This window comes from Microbacterium sp. MYb62, assembly GCF_002979475.1.
Taxonomy (GTDB): domain Bacteria; phylum Actinomycetota; class Actinomycetes; order Actinomycetales; family Microbacteriaceae; genus Microbacterium.
Window position 1 is genome coordinate 274,354 of record NZ_PCOY01000002.1, and the last position, 16,246, is coordinate 290,599.

Genomic DNA, 16,246 nt, shown 5'->3' on the forward strand with positions numbered 1-16,246 from the left:
ACTGGAAAGGCACCCGAAGTATGAATGACAACGAAGTCACATCACGCCGCCCGGCGCGCACCGTCGCGCTCGGAGTCCTGCTCGTCTCCGGACTTGCACTATCGGCCTGCGCAACGCAGGACGCACCTGCCTCGAGTTCGGAGAAGCCGACGGTGCGGGTCGCCCTCACGGCGAACATCCAGCCGTCGCTCGTCCCTCTCGTCTTCGGAATCGACAACTATGCGGAGAAGCTGGGGCTCGACATGAGTGTCGACGAGAGCGTCACGATCTTCGACTCCCACACGACCGGCACGCAGACGGTGCTGGGGGGACGCGCCGAGGTGCTCGGGGCATCCGTCGCGTCGATTCTGACCGTGCGCGAACGCGGCGAGGACTTCCGGATCTTCTGCCCGTACGTCAGCATGGACGACTTCGTGCTCGCGGGCGCGAACGGGGTGACCGAGATCGATCAGCTCTTCGACCCGGAGACCCGCGTGGCCATCGACAGCCCCGGCGGTGCCGGTGCCATCATCCTCAACGCCCTCCTCATGGGCAACGGGGAGAAGCGATCGATCCAGGAGATCCCGAACCAGCAGATTCTCGAGTCCTCCGGACTGCGGACGACGGCGTTCGCAGCCGGCCAGGTCGATGCCACCGTCATCCACGAGGATCAGTTCACGTCTGCAGCGACCCAGGTGAAGGATGCGGCGAGGATCGCGACCCTGTACGAAGATGTCGAGGTCTTCGTGAAGGAGGCGCAGGCCGCCCCTGCGGACTGGCTCGCGGAGAACGGCGAACTGGCCGCGCAGTACTGCGCCACCACCCTCGTCGCCATGCACGAGTTGAAGTCCGACTTCGACTTGTTCAGCGACGCGGTCGCCCAGTACGTCGAGGAGCCGCCGACGGAGGAGGAGCTGCGCTTGCTGTTCGACCTCATCCAGAAGTACGAGTTCTGGCCCGAGGACGGCGGGCTCAGCGAGGAGAGCATCCAGTTCATGGCGGATGTCGCGGTCGCGTCCGGAGTGCTCACGGAAGCCCCCGACCTCGCAGACGCCGTGGATCGGGAGACTCTCGCTCGAGCCGTGGAGCTCGCGCAGGAGCATATGAGCGAATGACGGACGCCCCGCGGCGGGGCTCGCGCGTACGGCATGGGGTACCGGGCGGCTCGAGGCGCTCGTGACGAGACCGGAGCTCCGTGCCGATCTGACCGCGGCGCTCGCCGCAGCCGTGGTGCTCACGGGAGTGCAGGGGTTCGCCCCCGCACTCCCGCTGATGCGCGTGCAGCTGGGCTTGAGCGACCTCGAGATCTCGCTGCTGATCGTCGGATACCTCCTCCCGGGAGCGCTGTGCGCTTTCCCGATCGGGATCGTCGCCGACAGGGCGGGGCTGGCGCGCACGGTCTCGGGCGCTCTCATCGTCTTCGGCATCTGTGGTGTGCTCGCGTACTTCTGGCATGACCTCGGCTCGCTCCTGGCGATCCGTGCTGTGCAGGGCGCGATGTTCGGGGGCGTGCTCGCTCTGACGATCATCGCGACAGGGGCGGCGGGGGACACACAGCGGATCACGTCGGCGCAGAGCCGTCGGGTCGTGATCATGACGTGCGCGGAGGGCGTGGCGCCGCTGGCTGCAGGCATCGTGCTCGTGAACCTGAGCTGGAACTCGGTGTTCCTCCTGCAGGCGGTGGCGTTACCGGTGGCTGTTCTCTGTTGCCGCATGCTCCCAAAGAGTGTCCCCGGTGCACGTCGACGGGTCTCGACGGCGGAGATCGTACGTGCGAGCAGGCGGGCCGTGTTCTCCTTTGCCGGGGCGGCGGTGCAGGCGCCCGGCTTCCTCCGCTTCTTCCTGAAATACGCACTGCTCACGTTCGTTCCGCTGCTCGCCGCCACCACGTACGGGCTCGATCCTCTGGAGATCGGGGTGATGCTCGCACTCGCCTCTCTGGCGGGGGCGTGCATGGCGGCCGCAGCGCCGTGGTTCGCCCGCGGGACATCGGTGGGCACTCTCCTGGGGATCTCTCTGACGCTCACGGCGCTGCCGATCGTGCTGGTGCCGGTGGCGGGGCCGGTCGGCGTGCTCGCTCTGCTGGTGGTGCTCACCGGCGCCGGAGACGGACTGCTGGCGGTGGTCAACAACGTCGTCGTCACGCGCCTCGCCCCGGGGGACGGCAAGGCCGCGTTCATCGGACTGACGGGCGGGATCCGCAGTGCCGGCAAGTTGAGTGCGCCCCTCGTGGCGGGGCTGCTGGCCGAGGCGATCCCCCTCGGTCTCACCCTGGCGAGCCTCGGTGTCTTGGGCCTCACCGCGATCGCCGTCGTCCCGACTATCGCGCGACTGCTCGACGGTGTCGATGATGCGCCGTAGGTCGATGTCCTCCCATCGATCTAATTCTGGATCCAGAATCCAATCCCTGCTACCCTCGTCCCATACCCGATCGACGATGACCGCGGATGAAAGAGCAAACAGATGACAGCCTCGCCGGTTTCCCCCGAAGAACACCTCGATACCCCGCTGATCTCGGTCACCGGTCTCTCGGTGAGCTACGACGTCGCGCGGACGGGAAAGAAGCTGATAGCCATCGAGAACGTCGACCTCGACGTGTTCGAGGGCGAGTTCATCACGGTGCTCGGCCCGTCGGGGTGCGGAAAGACGACGTTCATGAACGTCATCGCCGGCCTCGTCGCGCCGAGCACCGGCTCGGTCCTCGTCGATGGGAAGCAGGTCGACGGCCCCGGCCCCGATCGGGCCGTGGTCTTCCAGGACTATGCGTTGCTGCCCTGGCGCACGGTGTTCGACAACGTGAAGTTCGGGCTCGAGATGCAGAAGGGCCTGCGCACCGCCGACTGGCGCGCGAAGGTGCAGGAGGCCATCGACATGGTGGGGCTGAAGGGATTCGAGTCGTCGTATCCGCGTGAGCTCTCCGGCGGCATGCAGCAGCGCGTCGGGCTCGCTCGCGCGTTCGTCGCCGAACCGCGCATCCTTCTGATGGACGAGCCGCTCGGCGCCGTCGACGCCCTCACCCGCGAGGTGATGCGCGACGAGATCGAGAAGCTCATCGAGGCGACCGGCAAGACCGTCCTCTTCATCACGCACTCGATCGAGGAGGCCATCCTCCTGGGCGACCGCATCGTCGTCTTCAAGAGTCACCCCGGCGCGATCAAGGAGATCATCACGACCGGCATCCCACGCCCGCGCTCGGAACGCTCGGTGCAGCACGATCCCCGCTTCCTCGAACTCCGCGACCACCTCTGGGAGGCGCTGGAGGGTGAGGCGACGGCGGCGGCGGTGTCGAAATGACCGCGCTGCTCGCCGCCGGGCCGAACCTCGGCCGAGGCGGAGCCGCCGCCTGGCTCGCGGGTCTGAGCGCCCGGGGCAAGGGTGCCGTCATCGCGATCGAGGTGGTCGTCCTCCTCGTGCTCTGGCAGTTGGTCGTCGGGGTCTTCGGATGGATCAGCCCGGTCTTCCTCCCGCCGCCGCTCGCCATCGCGCAGGGTTTCGGTGAGATCGTGGCGAACGGCTCGCTCGCCGCCAACGCCGGAGTCTCGGTGCAGGCATGGCTGACGGGCTTCGTGCTCGCGGTGGTCGTCGGCATCCCCGTCGGGCTTCTCATGGGTGCCTCGCTTCCGGTCGACCGGGTGATCGGCCCGATCGCGTGGACGATCTACGCCACCCCGTCGATCGCCTATCAGCCGCTCGCGAAGGCGTGGTTCGGCTTCGGCATCGGTCCGGTGATCTTCCTCGTCACGATCAGCGCGATCTTCCCGATCCTGCTCAACGTCGCCGCCGGCATGCGCACCACGAACCCCTCGATCATCCGCGCCGCCCGCGTCTACGGCGCCGGACGGATGCGGCTGTACCGCTCGGTGTACCTGCCGTCGACGGTGCCGTTCCTGTTCGCGGGGCTCCGCCAGGCGGTCGTGCTCGCCACGATCGGCATGGTCGTGGCCGAGCTCGCGGGCTCGTCGAGCGGCATGGGGGCACTCATCATCCGCGCCTCGAACACCTATCAGACCGACCAGGCGTTCGCCGCGATCGCAGTCGTCGTGCTGTGGAGCGTGGGCATGACCCAGGTGGTCACGGCCATCGAACGCGGGGTCGCGCCCTGGACGAAGAAGGGCAAGCGATGAGCGTCGTCTCGGCAACCGGTACCGTCCGCATCGTGCGGCCGCGGCGTGTGGTGCGCTCGGGCGAGGGCAAGTGGACGCTGCTGCTGATCGGGGTGATCGCCGCCGTGCTGCTCCTGTGGGAGGCGGCCGTCAGCTGGTTCCACTGGATCCCCGAGGCGTTCCTGCCCGCACCGACCGCGGTGGCGGTGGCGTTCGGGCAGCTCATGGTCGACCCGGAGTTCTGGAGCGCTTTCGCGTTCAGCGTCACCAACCTGCTGATCGGACTCGTGATCGCGATCGTCGTCGGTGTGGTCGTCGGCCTCGCCGTCGGGTGGTCGCCGGTGCTGCGCTTCATGGTCGCGCCGTTCCTGTGGGTGCTGTACTCGACGCCGAAGGTCGCTCTCGCTCCCGTGATCATCCTCGCGCTCGGGCTGGGCAGCGAGTCGAAGATCGCCCTCGTGATCCTGCTGGCCGTGTTCCCGATCCTGCTGAACACGATGGAGGGCGCGGTCACCGTGAACCCCTCGCTCGTCAACGCGGCCAGGGTCTACGGCGCGAAGGGAATCGGGCTCGGCTGGAAGGTGATCTTCCCCGCCACGCTGCCCTACAGCCTCTCCGGCATCCAGCGTGGTGCGGCCCTCGGCTTCACGGGCGAGGTGCTCGGAGAGTTCCTCGGCGGCACCGGCGGCCTGGGGCACCTGCTCGAGTTCGCCGCGTACCAGTTCCGGATGGACGAGGCCATCGCGATGGTCGTGGTCATGGTGATCATCGCCAACCTCACGCTGCTGCTCATCTCCGTGCTCCGCCGTCGGCTCGCGCCCTGGTACGACGAGCGCAAGATCGTCGGCTGATCCGCCGTCACGACTCCCGGCCTCCGTCTCATGCGCGACGGGGGTCGGGTCTGTTCGGCGGGCGTTCACGCGCGACTGAGTGGTACGCTTTGTTGTACCACTAGGGAGGTGGAGGATGTCCGCGATCTCGGCTAGCGAGGCCCGCAAGAGCCTGTTCGGTCTTATCCAGCAGGTGAACGATGACCATGCGCCCGTCGAGGTCGTCTCCCGACGTGGGAACGCCGTCATCATGTCGAAGGACGACTACGACGCCCTCACGGAGACGGCGTACCTGCTGCGAAACCCTGTGGGTGCAGAGCGACTTCTCTCGGCGATCGAGCGTGCGCGCCGCGGTGAGACCGAGCAGCACGATCTGATCGACGAGTGACTCGGAGATTGGCCTTCGACCCCCACGGGTGGGAGGACTACACGTACTGGCAGGGCCAGGATCGCAAGACGCTGAGGCGGATCAACCAGCTCATCGCCGACGTTCTCCGTGATCCCTTCGAGGGCATCGGGAAACCGGAGCCGCTGAAGCACGTGCTCTCCGGATCGTGGTCCCGCCGCATCGACCAGACCAATCGCCTCGTCTACTACGTGAGCGATGAGCAGATCGTCATCCTCCAGGCCCGCGACCATTACTAGGACGCATTGCCGAAGGGACGTCGTCGAGTCGACTGTCGGGTTCGTGTGAAGTAGCATCGCTCACCATGGAGCGCTACGGAAAGTGGAATCTGCTGGGGGCGGCCGCTTTCCTGAGCGTCGGCATCTTCTCGCTCGTCAAGGGTGTGGGGCCGGAGTGGTACTCGTACGTCACTGTGGTCGTGGCGTTTCTCGCAGCTGCGGGGTGGATTTCTCGCTACGTCTACGAGGTGCGCAAGAGCAAGAACGAGGAGTCCTCAGATCGCGCCTCCAGCACCTGAACCCACTGGACGGACGGTGCGTGATCTGGCCGTCGTGTTCAGGGGATCGTCGTGGCGATCATGGTAGAGCCTGCCCCGCCGATCGATCGAAGCCGTATCCGCGTCAAGGCGATGCTCGTCGCGCCGAACGCGCAGAGGACCGCCCACGCGGTCAGCGTCAACGCCGCGACCGCAGAGAATCCGGGCGGATATCACCGGCTCATCGGCGGCAGCGTCGAGCTCGGCGAGACCCACATCGATGCGGTCCGGCGCGAGGTGCGCGAGGAGCTGTCGGCGACGATCCGTGATCTGAGCTACCTCGGAGTGGTGGAGAACATCTTCCGGATCGATGGCGAAGTCGGGCACGAGATCGTCTTCTTGTACACGGGAACTCTCGACCCGGAGCCCGCAGCGACGGGCGCGACGCTCACGGAGAGCGACGGGGCGGTGGTTCCCGTCGTCTGGCGCAACTTCGATGACGACGCCGAAGCGTTGCCTCTGTATCCCGCGGGAGTCGTGGGGCTGTTCGTTCAGCGGTAGATCCCATACCCCGAACACACGAAGAGGCCCCACCGCCATGCGCAACGGTGGGGCCTCTTCGTATGAGTCTGCGACTCACGGGTAGGTCAGCGTGGCCGGTCCCTCGTTGTCGAGCCCCAGGAGCTCCTGCGCCTTGCGGAGGTAGACGAGCTGGTCGGAGTCGAACTCGAGCGGTTCGAGCTTCTGCGTCTCGATGGTGGTGTCCCAGGCTTCGTCGTCGAAGTACAGGTTCGGGCAGGCGAGGTGTCCGTCGAGGATCCAGACGCTGTCCGACTCACGCAGCTCCGCGACGTCGAAGTCGTTGGCCTCGTAGATGTCCAGCGCCTCCTCCGCGTTCTCGGGGAACTCGCCGGGCGCCGGCGCCGTCATGAAGTCGGTGCCCTTCAGTGTTGCGCGCAAGAACCGGACGAGGGTGTTCGGGTTCTCCTGCGCCCACTTGGTGCCGGCGATCTGCACGTCGTTGGCCCAGTTGCGCAGTGACTCCACGACGATGTTCGCGCCGTGCTCCTCGAGGGCGGCCCGGTCGTCGGCGTAGAACGGCTGTAGGGCGATCTTGTCGTTGACGAAGAACTCCGTCCACGACTCCGATCCGGGCCCGGGGTAGACGACCTCGGCGTTGATCGACGAGACGTCCCAGCCCTCTTCCTTCAGCACCTGGGCGCGCTGGAACTCGGCGGGATCGCCGGGGGTTCCGGCGAGCACGATCGAGGTGCCGTCGAGGTCGTCGACGCTCTTCACGTCGGACTGCACCGCGAAGTCGAAGTTCTGCCGGCAGTAGTGCCCGGAGACCAGGTCGATCTCGACGCCGCCGCGGATCGCGTCGATGACGGTGCCGGTCGACTCCACGCCGATGTCGGCGCTGCCGCTGGCGACCGCTGCCGTGACGTTGTCGGCGGTGATGACCTCGACGGTGAGGCCCTCGTCCTCGTAGTAGCCGAGGTCGGTCGCGAGCGTGAACATCGAGTACATCGTGATGTCGGGGAAGGGGATGGCCACCGTGATGCTGGTGTCCTCCGCCGCGTCGGGTTCGCCGTCGCCGAGGTCGACGGGGCCTTCCGATGTCGGTGTCGACGAGGCGCAGGCGGCGAGCAGCGTCAGTGCTGCTGCGCCCCCGACCACGGCGATGCCGAGTCTGTTTCGTGTCGTGCGCATGACTCTCCATTCGGGCAAGTGCGTGCGACTCCTCCGTGGAGTGGGGCGCCTCACGCGGATTTTGGGATACGGTATCCAATTTGGAATCCCGTGTCCATGGTTTGCGGGATATCGTGCTCGAACAGGGTGTAGACGGCTGTGATGAAAATTGGATACAGTATCCCAAACAGATTCCCGCGATGAAGAGGTGAAGATGCGTGCCGCCGTGCTGAGCCGTCATGACGTGGACGGGCTGACCGTCTCGGAGACGGACGTGCCGACATCCGGTGCGGGCGAGGTGCTCGTGCGCGTCGAGACCGTCGGCGTGAATCAGCTCGACCTCAACGTCATCGCCGGCGTCGGGCCAGGTGCACAGGCGCAGCTGCCCCGCATCCTCGGGATCGACCCCGCAGGCGAGATCGTCGCCGTCGGAGCGGGCGTCGACCAGGCGCGGATCGGGCAGACCGTCGTCGTCAAGCCCAACATCGCCTGCGGGCAGTGCGCCCATTGCGAGGCCGGAGACGAAGCCGACTGCCCGAAGCAGACCGTCGTGGGCGTGCATCGCGATGGCGGCGCGGCCGAGTACGTCGCCGTGCCCACCCGCAATGCGATCGACCGCCGCGGTCTCGATGCCGCGCAGGCGACCGCCGTCGTGCACAGCGCCTCCATCGTGATCAACGCCGTCCGCACGGTCGCGCTCGCCGCGGGCGACAGGGTCCTTGTCACCGGCGCGGGCGGAACGCTCGGGCGTGCGGCAGTCGCCATTGCGCTCGCTCGCGGTGCCCAGGTGGTCGCGGCCTCGCGCCGCACTCTCTCCCCGCTCGGCGACGAGCAGGTCGTTCAGGCATCGGGCGCAGCGTCCCTGGCGGCAGCGCTCGACGGGGGAGAGGGTTTCGACGTCGTGCTCGATGTCTCCGGCCACGCTCCGACCCTGAGTGCCGGGATCTCGGCGCTGCGCTGGGGCGGCAGAGCCGTGTTCTGCGCGGCATCCGTCGACAGCGATCTGCGCCTCGACGCCCGCGACTTCTACCTGCGCCGCAAGCGACTGTTCGGCGTGGCCAGCGCGCGCTACGACGACGTGGCCGAGGCCCTCGCGCTGGCTGCCGCCGGTGCGCTGCCCTCGCTCGTCGGCCGGCGCTATGCGTTCGACGACATCGCCACGGCGTATCGCGATTTCCCCCGCAAGGGCGACGGGAAGGTCGTCGTCGATGTGCGCTGACCGCCCTCGGTATCGAAGAGGAGACCAGAAGTGACGAGTACTGCATCCCCGGGCGCCGGAGCGCTGGCCGGGATCCGCGTGGTCGAGCTCGGCCAGTACATCTCGGGCCCGTTCGCCGCCAAGCTGCTCGCCGACCTCGGCGCCGACGTCGTCAAGGTCGAGTCGCCCGAGGGCGACCCGATGCGCCGGTGGGAGGGTCGGGCGACCATGAGCCCGCAGTTCGCCGCCTACAACCGGGGCAAGCGCGGAGTGGTCCTCGACCTCAAGAGCGCCGAGGGCCTCGCCGCCCTGTTCGGGTTGGTGGATGACGCCGACATCGTGCTCGACAACTTCCGTCCCGGCGTGGCAGAGCGGCTCGGCTTCGGCCCGGATGCGCTGCACGCCCGCAACCCGCGAGTCATCACATGCTCGATCACCGGCTTCGGTGCGACCGGCCCCGCGGCGAAGCGACCCGCCTACGACACCGTGATCTCGGCCACCGGCGGGATGTACAGCCAGGTCGTCCCGGCTTCCACGATCCGTCCGCTGGGACCGGCCTTCTCCGATCTGCTGTCCGGGATGTCCGCGGTGCAGGCCGTGCTCGCCGCCCTCCACGCCCGCGACGGGAGCGGAGTGGGGGAGCATGTCGAGGTCACGATGGTCGGTGCCCTGCTCGACTTCCTGACCGAGTCGGCCTCGGCGTTCCTGGAGACAGGGCAGGTCTCGTCGCCCGACTCACGGCCGCGTCGTGCGCAGGCCTATGCCTGCCGGGGCTCGGACGACAAGGCGTTCGTGATCCACATGTCGGTGCCCGAGAAGTTCTGGACCGGCCTGCTCGACGTGCTCGAGCGGCCCGACCTCGCCGACGACCCGCGGTTCTCGACACGCGAGGGGCGCGTGCGCAACTACGACGAGCTCGACGTCGTGCTCAAGGAGATCGCCGCCACCCGGCCCCGCCAGTACTGGCTCGACCGACTCGCGGCGCATGACATCCCGCACGGTCCGCTGAACACGATGGGCGACCTGTTCGACGATCCGCAGATCGCGAGCATGGGGCTGGTGGAGGAGATCGAGGGGCCCGACGGCGCGCTGCGTGTGCCCGTGCCCAGCATCCGATTCCAGCGCTCCGGGCGCCCGGAGCTGCGCTACGCGCCCGCGCTCGGCGCCGACACCGAAACGATCACCGGACTGCAGTCCGGAGCCGAACCCGCGCGAGCGAAGGAAGGGGCAGCCTGATGCCCGGTATCGACGACCTCGTCGCGATCGACGTCCACACCCATCCGCAGACCGAGGAATTCATCGCCGCGATGGGCCAGCGGCACTCCCAGATGTCGGCGCACTTCGGACGCGAGCGGCCGGTCGTGTCGTTCGCCGAGCAGGCCGACCAGTACCGCGACCGCAGGATGATGGCCGTGATCGTGAACTCCGACTCGGAGACCACGAGCGGCATCAAGGGCGCACCGAACGACCTGCTCGGCAAGGCTCAGCAGGACCACCCCGACGTGTTCCTCGCGTTCGCCGGCATCGACCCGTGGAAGGGCGAGGCCGCAGTCGCCGAGATCCGTCGGATGCACGCCGAGTACGGCATCAAGGGCGTCGGCGAGCTCAACCCGTCGCGGCAGAAGTTCCTCGCGAACGACCGGCGCTTCTTCCCGATCTGGGAGGCCTGCGCCGAGCTCGGACTCGTCGTCATGTTCCACTCCGGATTCCCCGGCGCCGGTGCGGGCACCCCCGGCGGTGGCGGCTACCGTCTCGAGAACGCCCGCCCCGTGCCCTACATCGACGACGTGGCGGCCGAGTTCCCCGAACTGAACATCATCAGCGCGCACCCGGCCTGGCCGTGGCACCTCGAGAACCTGGCGATGGTCTGGCACAAGTCCAACGTGTACCTCGACCTGTCCGGCTGGGCACCGAAGTATCTGCCGCCCGAGGTGGTCCGCTATGCCGACTCGCTGATCTCCGACCGGGTGCTGTTCGGGTCGGACTGGCCCGTGATGTCTGCGGATCGCTGGATGGCCGAGTTCGACGAGCTCGAGCTCAAGGAGGAGTCGCGCCGGAAGATCCTGCTCGACAACGCACGCAAGCTGTTCCGACTGTGAGCGCGAAGGAAGGAGCCGATCGTGGCTGAACTGGTGATGGCCGCGGCGACCCCGCACAACCCGCTGCTGTGGCGGGCGATGCGCGAGCCGATGCCCGATGACCTGATCGCGGTCGAGGCGAACTTCCGTCGCATCCGCGAGGCGATCACGGATGCCGGCGTCGACACGCTCATCGTGCTCGGCACGGACCACGTGCGGCAGTTCTTCTCCGACAACTCGCCGGCGTTCATCGTCGGCAAGGCGGCTTCGTACCACGGCACCTACGAGAACGAGGTGCGCACCTTCGGCATGGAGTACGCCGAGCTCACCGGCAACCCGGAGCTGGCGACGCAGATCACCGGCCGCGAAGTGCTCCCCGAGACGATCGACTTCTCGGTCTCGCACGAGTGGCGTCTCGACCACAGCTTCGTGCTCCCGCTGCAGTACGTGCGTCCAGAGCTCGACCTGCCGGTCGTGCCGATCCATGCGAACTCGATCCTGCCGCCGCTGCCTACCGCCGCGCGCTTCGCCGCGCTCGGGCAGCACCTGCGCACCGCGGTGGAGTCCTGGGACAGCGATGCCAGGGTGGGGCTGCTCACCTCTGGCCACATGGCCACCGACGTCGGCGGACCCCGCACGTTCAACGGCTCGCCCGACCCGGAGTTCGACGCCGAGGCGGTGACCTGGATGCGTGACGGAGACCTCGACGGCGCGATCACCGGATGCCGATACGACCGGATCATGGCCGCCGGCAACGTCACCTACCAGTACGTGAACATCGTGACCGCGCTCGCCGCGATGCAGGGTCGCCCCGCTGATCTGGCGGAGGCCACGACCTCGCGCTTCGCCTCCAGTCCGTTCTTCCTGTGGAGGGCCGCGTCATGAGCCGGTACATGATGAACAAGTTCATCCGCGCCGTCGAGATGAGCACCGCGAACGTGAACGCCTACGTCGCCGACACCGAGCGATTCGTCGACGGCTGGCTCGCCGGGGGAGCGGGGCCCGCCGCGGTCGCCGACGACCGGGTGCTGACCCCCGAGGAGCGCATCGCGTTCGTGAACCGCGACTACGGCGCACTGTATGGTCTCGGTGCGCACCCGTATCTGCTCTGGCACTTCACCGAGGCCGTCTACGAGCACGAGTACACCGAGGGATTCGGATGGCGTGAGCTCGTCGAGCGCTACCGGGCCGCGATCATCCCCCACGGCGAGGTCGACGACATTCCCTGACGCGTTCGACGCCGGTTCTCATCTGGTCTCGGCTAACCGGTGAGGCCGAGTTCGGCGGCGCGGCGAGGATTCGCCGGCAGCGCCGGATCGATGTCGACGGACCGCGACCAGCCTTCGTCCTGGACGGGCACGCCGCGGGCGAGGAGCGCTCGCACGGCGTCGTCGACCCCGTCGACGAAGTCGCCGCCGACGTGCGATCCGGCGATGAGCGAGACGATCACGCGAGTCGTCTGCGGGTCGCCCGCGCCGACCCACGTGACGGCGACGCCCCGGGCGGACAGCGGACCGACCCTGGTCGTGATCGCGGAGAGGCCGCTTCCGCCGATCAGGACGTCTCCCACGACGGATCCGCGTCGATGGATGCGCTGCACGCCGGTCGTCGCGTCAGGGGTGTCCGTACGGAAGTGCGCAGCCTGCATCGCGCGGTCGATCTCGACCAGGGCGATCTCGACCGCATCGGCCGGGACACGGAAGGTCCGCGCGCCGTTGACCGCCCACCGCAGACGGCGCGGATCCTCGGTCACCGCGGCCATCCCTGGGCGAGGGACCGCTCGAGGTCGCGCAGTCCCGTCGACCATTCGTCCGCCAGCTCGCCGGCGGCGTTCGCGATGGCGGCGAGCTCGGTCATCTGGCTCGTCCATCGGCTCTGCGCCGCCGCATAGGCGGCCTGGGCCTCGCCGCTCCAGCGGTGGGAGAGGTCGTCGGACACCGCTTCCAACCGCGCGAGCGCGGCCGTGATCTGCGCGCTGCCTGCGGTGATCTCCGCCGCCAGGGCCGTGATCTGCGTGGGCTCGGCTTTGAGGATCGCCATCAGATCCGCCTCTCCCGTGCCGCCATGTCGCGCAGCATCTCTTGGATGCGAGCACCGCGTTCGGTCGTCTCCGCGTGCAGGGCGCGCAGCTCTGCTCCGGGGTCACGCGGATCGCCCGGCGCGCTGCGTCGCAGGGCGTCGACGAGCGCTTCCGACTGCCGTGCCCCGGTCTCCCGCACGAAAGCCGCCTCGACCGAGTCGTCTTCCCCGGAGAGCACGGCCTCGCGCGTCGTGAGGTTCAGGTCGATCCGCCCCTGCAGCACCTGCCACTCACGGCCCAGCGCTCCCGCGCGGGCCTGGGCGGCGAAGGCCTCCTCGGCGTCTTCCGCCTCGCCGGGAGGGAAGAGCTCGTCGAGTTCCGAGCGGATCGCGGCGAGGCGCTCCCGCCACGCTGCAGGGTCGTTCGCAGGGGTCATGCGTACTTCCTCGTGGTGTGGAGGAGGACCTGGGCCAGGTCCTCCAGGCGGAGGAGATTCTCCACCAATTGGGCGCGGGCGGACACGACGCTCTCGATCACGTCGTAGATGATGTTGATGATGGAGTAGATCAGGCGGATCACTCCGAAGATCTTGGTCGCGGCGAGGGCGCCCTCCGCCGCGGCGACGATCCACCCGGCGATGGGGACGGTCGCTTCGAGCGCCATTCGGAGCAGCGTCTGCGAGAGCTGGTTGATCGCGAAGCCGATGGTCGCCGCCGCGGTCTTCGAGGCCAGGACCAGCTGACCGACGAGGCCGGCGACCGTGTCGGCCACGCTTCCCAGGCCGAAGGCCCCGAGCCCGATCGCCGTCATCCCGCCCTGATACGCGGTCCCGACATCGCCTTCCCAGAACGTGCCCGACTCGGCGAGGCCGGCGGCGTTGTCGGAGATCGCGCGCATCGACTCCCCGACGTGGGTCCACGCCTGCTGCACCTCTTCGATGCCCGTCCAGTCCCCGGCGAACGGCTTCATGATGACGTCTTCGAGAAGGCTCATGCCGATGAGCTGCTCGATGAGCCAGTCGACGCCGCCCAGGATCGGTCCGGCGCCCCAGCGCATGTTCTCGATCTCACTCTTGGTGGCGTTCGGGGCGACCAGCCACGACGACGCATCCGATCGCTCACTCACCGCACCGCCTCCCGTCCATCCGTCGACGCGGGAGGTCGCGTTCTCGTAGAGGCCGGTGACGCCGTCGGACAGCTTCCCCGGCGTCTCGACGATCTCGACGATGAGATTGGGTTCCGGCGCACCATGGTCGGCCGGCGCTGTGGAACCGGCTCCGCCGAGCGTGGGCGAGGACGACAGCGGGCTCTGATAGGGAGGGAGACTCAGGCCGATCTGCTGCATCAGTTGCTGCGCGGCCTGGTGGGCCTGCTGTTCGTGCGCTTCGTACGAGCGCGCGGCATCATCGACTCGATCTGCCGCCAGAGTGCACACCTGCCCGAAGGTGTCCGCCGCCTGCACCCCGAGCATGGCGACCACCAGCGAGACGCCGGTGAACGGCAGCATGACGATGCCCGTGTCCGATGGCGTGAGGATGCCGTAGCGCTGGATGTAGTCGGCGACCGCCCGAGTGTGCGCCTCCTGCTGCCTCCGCAGCACCTGCGACGCGAGCGCCAATTGACCGTAATCGACCTGCATGATGACCTCCGTGAGCGAGTCTAGGCGTCCGAGGTTTCGGCGCCCTCGTCGGCCGACCCGTGGTCATCGGGCGCGACGGATGCCCCGTGGTGGGGTCCACGGGGCATCCGTCCTTTCTGCGCCGGCGTCGAACGACGGTGCGAGCTGGGGGCTGCGAATCCGTCGACGCTGAGGTGGACGCGGCGGCGCACCGGCGGCGCGGGGTCTCCTCCCCCGAGGACGACCGCACCGCCGGCGTCGTGGCTACGCCGTCAGCCGGCGACGTCGCAGCATTCCTGCGCCTCCGAGGAGGAGCAGGAATGCTGCGAGGGCGATCAGACCTTCGGAAGGGGCGCCGCCGGTCATCGCGAGCCCCTCCGCCTGGCCGGTGGCCGCCGCGCCCGAGGCGGTGGTGGCTCCGGTCGAGGCGCCGGGGGTCGTGCCCTGGTCAGTTCCGGGGGTCGTTCCCGGGTCCGTGCCGGGGTCGGTGCCGGGGTCGGTTCCCGGGTCGGTTCCGGACCCGGCGCCGGGATCCGTCACCGTCGACTCGCCGACCACGGAGATGGCGTTCCCGCCCAGCGTGATCGGAAGGCTGATCGGCAGCGCCAACTGGGTGCCGCCGAGGACGCTGTCGGTTCCGGTGGTGGTGTTGCCGCCGGTGGCCGGTGCGGTCGGTGCGGTGGTGGTTCCCCCACCGGTACGGGCGACGGTGGCGTCGTCGAGGACGGAGATCGCGTTGCCGGTCACGCCCACGGGGGCGGTGACGGGCGCGGTGATCTGGGTGCCGCCGAGGACGCTGTCGGTTCCGGTGGTGGTGTTGCCGCCGGTCGCGGGTGCGGTCGGTGCGGTGGTGGTTCCCCCGCCGGTCGAGCTGGTGTCGCCGAGCAGCGAGATCGCATTTCCCGACACCGTCACCGGTGCCGTGACGGGAGCAGTCGCCTGCGTGCCGCCGAGGATGGCGTCGTCACCCGAGGTGCCCGCCGCGGTGGCGGGCGCGGCGGACCCGGTCGGTCCGGCAGTGCCGGTTCCGGTCGAGCTGGTGTCGCCGAGCAGCGAGATCGCATTCCCCGACACCGTCACCGGTGCCGTGACGGGGGCGACCACCTGGGTGCCGCTGCCGACGCCGTCGTCGCCGGACGTGGCTGCGCCGAGCGGAGCGGAGGATGCCGGTGCTGCGGCTCCCTGCCCGGTCGGTGCGGTGCTCTCGGTGTCACCGACCAGCGACACGGCGTTGCCCGTCACGGTGATCGGTGCGTTGACCGCGAGCAGCGCCTGGGTGCCCGAGAGCACGCCGTCCAGGCCGTTCGTGGTCACGAGAGGCGCCCCGGCCGGTGTTCCGGCCTGGGGAGCCGGACTCTGGGGAGTCACGGCCGGGGCGCTGGTCGTCGACGTGTCGAGCACGCTCACGGCGTTGTTCGACACGGTGACGGGGAGGTTCACGGTGACGGCGGCCTGGGTGCCCGATGCCGTACCCGATTCCCCGCTGGTCTGCACCGGGGCGGCGGCAGGAGCCGGTGCCGGTGCCGGTGCGGGAGCCGGTGCCGGAGCCGGTGCGGGAGCCGGTGCGGTGGACACGGCGTCGCTCAGCACCGAGATCGCGTTGTTCACGATCGAGATCGGTGCGGTGATCGCTGTCTCCGCTTGTGTGCCGGAGAGCAGTCCGTCGTCTCCGGTCGTCTCGGCCGCGTTCGCGGCCGTCGCGCCGAGGAGCGTGATGCCCCCGGCGATGAGCGCGCCCCAGAGGGCTCGCTTGAGGAAAGTGCGCATGATCGTTCTCCTTGACTGGATGGATCGTCTGAGGGGTGCGCGCGATCAGAGTGCGCGCGCAGCACGGCATCTGTCGTTCCC

20 protein-coding genes are annotated in these 16,246 nt (G+C 68.7%); 14 read left to right on the forward strand and 6 right to left on the reverse strand.

Annotation, left to right across the window (positions count from 1 at the left end):
• Window positions 1-20 precede the first annotated feature (20 nt).
• From CQ042_RS03770 to CQ042_RS03810, 9 genes are all read left to right on the forward strand, one after another.
• Window positions 21-1,094, forward strand: a complete 1,074-nt coding sequence (locus tag CQ042_RS03770) for an ABC transporter substrate-binding protein (RefSeq protein ID WP_105668879.1) — start codon at window positions 21-23, stop codon at window positions 1,092-1,094.
• 61 nt (window positions 1,095-1,155) lie between these two features.
• Window positions 1,156-2,340, forward strand: coding sequence for an MFS transporter (locus tag CQ042_RS03775; RefSeq protein WP_105668880.1), 1,185 nt, complete (start codon window positions 1,156-1,158; stop codon window positions 2,338-2,340).
• A 102-nt stretch (window positions 2,341-2,442) separates the two neighbouring features.
• Window positions 2,443-3,273 carry an ABC transporter ATP-binding protein gene (locus tag CQ042_RS03780; RefSeq protein ID WP_105668881.1) on the forward strand — a complete coding sequence of 277 codons (831 nt, stop codon included), beginning with the start codon at window positions 2,443-2,445 and terminating at the stop codon, window positions 3,271-3,273.
• Complete coding sequence (locus tag CQ042_RS03785) at window positions 3,270-4,103, forward strand: ABC transporter permease (RefSeq protein WP_105668882.1); 834 nt, start codon at window positions 3,270-3,272, stop codon at window positions 4,101-4,103. Before CQ042_RS03780 ends, CQ042_RS03785 begins: the two co-directional genes overlap by 4 nt.
• On the forward strand, window positions 4,100-4,933 hold the full coding sequence (locus CQ042_RS03790) for an ABC transporter permease (protein WP_105668883.1): 834 nt from the start codon (window positions 4,100-4,102) through the stop codon (window positions 4,931-4,933). Before CQ042_RS03785 ends, CQ042_RS03790 begins: the two co-directional genes overlap by 4 nt.
• A gap of 115 nt (window positions 4,934-5,048) precedes the next feature.
• Entirely contained in the window at window positions 5,049-5,300 is a 252-nt protein-coding gene (locus CQ042_RS03795) for a type II toxin-antitoxin system Phd/YefM family antitoxin (protein ID WP_105668884.1), read from the forward strand.
• A gap of 8 nt (window positions 5,301-5,308) precedes the next feature.
• On the forward strand, window positions 5,309-5,557 hold the full coding sequence (locus tag CQ042_RS03800) for a Txe/YoeB family addiction module toxin (RefSeq protein WP_219844803.1): 249 nt from the start codon (window positions 5,309-5,311) through the stop codon (window positions 5,555-5,557).
• A 65-nt stretch (window positions 5,558-5,622) separates the two neighbouring features.
• The gene (locus CQ042_RS03805) at window positions 5,623-5,835 is read left to right on the forward strand and encodes a hypothetical protein (protein WP_105668886.1); all 213 of its coding nucleotides are present in this window, start codon (window positions 5,623-5,625) and stop codon (window positions 5,833-5,835) included.
• 60 nt (window positions 5,836-5,895) lie between these two features.
• On the forward strand, window positions 5,896-6,354 hold the full coding sequence (locus CQ042_RS03810; protein WP_258132029.1) for an NUDIX hydrolase: 459 nt from the start codon (window positions 5,896-5,898) through the stop codon (window positions 6,352-6,354).
• A 75-nt stretch (window positions 6,355-6,429) separates the two neighbouring features.
• Here the strand turns inward: CQ042_RS03810 and CQ042_RS03815 are convergent, their stop codons facing one another.
• Window positions 6,430-7,506, reverse strand: coding sequence for an ABC transporter substrate-binding protein (locus CQ042_RS03815; protein ID WP_105668888.1), 1,077 nt, complete (start codon window positions 7,504-7,506; stop codon window positions 6,430-6,432).
• A 193-nt stretch (window positions 7,507-7,699) separates the two neighbouring features.
• Here CQ042_RS03815 and CQ042_RS03820 point away from each other — a divergent pair, with 193 nt between their 5' ends.
• Genes CQ042_RS03820 through CQ042_RS03840 form a run of 5 tightly spaced genes read left to right on the forward strand, consistent with a single transcriptional unit; the run spans window position 7,700 to window position 11,990 of the window.
• Entirely contained in the window at window positions 7,700-8,704 is a 1,005-nt protein-coding gene (locus CQ042_RS03820) for an alcohol dehydrogenase catalytic domain-containing protein (protein ID WP_181157427.1), read from the forward strand.
• A gap of 30 nt (window positions 8,705-8,734) precedes the next feature.
• Window positions 8,735-9,919, forward strand: coding sequence for a CaiB/BaiF CoA-transferase family protein (locus tag CQ042_RS03825; RefSeq protein ID WP_105668890.1), 1,185 nt, complete (start codon window positions 8,735-8,737; stop codon window positions 9,917-9,919).
• Entirely contained in the window at window positions 9,919-10,782 is an 864-nt protein-coding gene (locus CQ042_RS03830; protein ID WP_105668892.1) for an amidohydrolase family protein, read from the forward strand. The genes CQ042_RS03825 and CQ042_RS03830 overlap by 1 nt, the downstream gene beginning before the upstream one ends.
• Before the next feature lie 21 nt (window positions 10,783-10,803).
• Entirely contained in the window at window positions 10,804-11,646 is an 843-nt protein-coding gene (locus CQ042_RS03835) for a hypothetical protein (protein WP_146115339.1), read from the forward strand.
• Entirely contained in the window at window positions 11,643-11,990 is a 348-nt protein-coding gene (locus CQ042_RS03840) for a hypothetical protein (RefSeq protein WP_105668895.1), read from the forward strand. Before CQ042_RS03835 ends, CQ042_RS03840 begins: the two co-directional genes overlap by 4 nt.
• Window positions 11,991-12,022: 32 nt before the next feature.
• On the opposite strand, the gene CQ042_RS03845 is transcribed toward CQ042_RS03840, so the two are convergent.
• The 5 genes from CQ042_RS03845 to CQ042_RS03865 form a co-directional block, all read right to left on the reverse strand.
• On the reverse strand, window positions 12,023-12,514 hold the full coding sequence (locus tag CQ042_RS03845) for a hypothetical protein (RefSeq protein WP_146115340.1): 492 nt from the start codon (window positions 12,512-12,514) through the stop codon (window positions 12,023-12,025).
• The gene (locus tag CQ042_RS03850) at window positions 12,511-12,801 is read right to left on the reverse strand and encodes a WXG100 family type VII secretion target (protein WP_105668899.1); all 291 of its coding nucleotides are present in this window, start codon (window positions 12,799-12,801) and stop codon (window positions 12,511-12,513) included. Before CQ042_RS03850 ends, CQ042_RS03845 begins: the two co-directional genes overlap by 4 nt.
• Window positions 12,801-13,217 (reverse strand): hypothetical protein, encoded by a 417-nt coding sequence (locus CQ042_RS03855; RefSeq protein WP_105668901.1) that lies wholly within the window; start codon window positions 13,215-13,217, stop codon window positions 12,801-12,803. Before CQ042_RS03855 ends, CQ042_RS03850 begins: the two co-directional genes overlap by 1 nt.
• Window positions 13,214-14,419 carry a hypothetical protein gene (locus tag CQ042_RS03860; RefSeq protein ID WP_105668903.1) on the reverse strand — a complete coding sequence of 402 codons (1,206 nt, stop codon included), beginning with the start codon at window positions 14,417-14,419 and terminating at the stop codon, window positions 13,214-13,216. The genes CQ042_RS03855 and CQ042_RS03860 overlap by 4 nt, the downstream gene beginning before the upstream one ends.
• 243 nt (window positions 14,420-14,662) lie before the next feature.
• A complete protein-coding gene (locus tag CQ042_RS03865; protein ID WP_105668905.1) occupies window positions 14,663-16,165 on the reverse strand; it encodes a hypothetical protein in 1,503 nt (500 codons plus the stop codon).
• Between the last annotated feature and the right edge of the window lie 81 nt (window positions 16,166-16,246).

Excerpts from the sequence above, each read along its gene's own strand:
- CQ042_RS03820 (WP_181157427.1), top strand. The coding sequence starts at position 7,700 with ATGCGTGCCGCCGTGCTGAGCCGTCATGACGTGGACGGGCTGACCGTC.
- CQ042_RS03830 (WP_105668892.1), top strand. The coding sequence starts at position 9,919 with ATGCCCGGTATCGACGACCTCGTCGCGATCGACGTCCACACCCATCCG.
- CQ042_RS03805 (WP_105668886.1), top strand. The coding sequence starts at position 5,623 with ATGGAGCGCTACGGAAAGTGGAATCTGCTGGGGGCGGCCGCTTTCCTG.
- CQ042_RS03850 (WP_105668899.1), bottom strand. The coding sequence starts at position 12,801 with ATGGCGATCCTCAAAGCCGAGCCCACGCAGATCACGGCCCTGGCGGCG.
- CQ042_RS03780 (WP_105668881.1), top strand. The coding sequence starts at position 2,443 with ATGACAGCCTCGCCGGTTTCCCCCGAAGAACACCTCGATACCCCGCTG.
- CQ042_RS03810 (WP_258132029.1), top strand. The coding sequence starts at position 5,896 with ATGGTAGAGCCTGCCCCGCCGATCGATCGAAGCCGTATCCGCGTCAAG.
- CQ042_RS03795 (WP_105668884.1), top strand. The coding sequence starts at position 5,049 with ATGTCCGCGATCTCGGCTAGCGAGGCCCGCAAGAGCCTGTTCGGTCTT.
- CQ042_RS03855 (WP_105668901.1), bottom strand. The coding sequence starts at position 13,217 with ATGACCCCTGCGAACGACCCTGCAGCGTGGCGGGAGCGCCTCGCCGCG.
- CQ042_RS03860 (WP_105668903.1), bottom strand. The coding sequence starts at position 14,419 with ATGCAGGTCGATTACGGTCAATTGGCGCTCGCGTCGCAGGTGCTGCGG.
- CQ042_RS03785 (WP_105668882.1), top strand. The coding sequence starts at position 3,270 with ATGACCGCGCTGCTCGCCGCCGGGCCGAACCTCGGCCGAGGCGGAGCC.
- CQ042_RS03790 (WP_105668883.1), top strand. The coding sequence starts at position 4,100 with ATGAGCGTCGTCTCGGCAACCGGTACCGTCCGCATCGTGCGGCCGCGG.
- CQ042_RS03815 (WP_105668888.1), bottom strand. The coding sequence starts at position 7,506 with ATGCGCACGACACGAAACAGACTCGGCATCGCCGTGGTCGGGGGCGCA.
- CQ042_RS03770 (WP_105668879.1), top strand. The coding sequence starts at position 21 with ATGAATGACAACGAAGTCACATCACGCCGCCCGGCGCGCACCGTCGCG.
- CQ042_RS03865 (WP_105668905.1), bottom strand. The coding sequence starts at position 16,165 with ATGCGCACTTTCCTCAAGCGAGCCCTCTGGGGCGCGCTCATCGCCGGG.
- CQ042_RS03840 (WP_105668895.1), top strand. The coding sequence starts at position 11,643 with ATGAGCCGGTACATGATGAACAAGTTCATCCGCGCCGTCGAGATGAGC.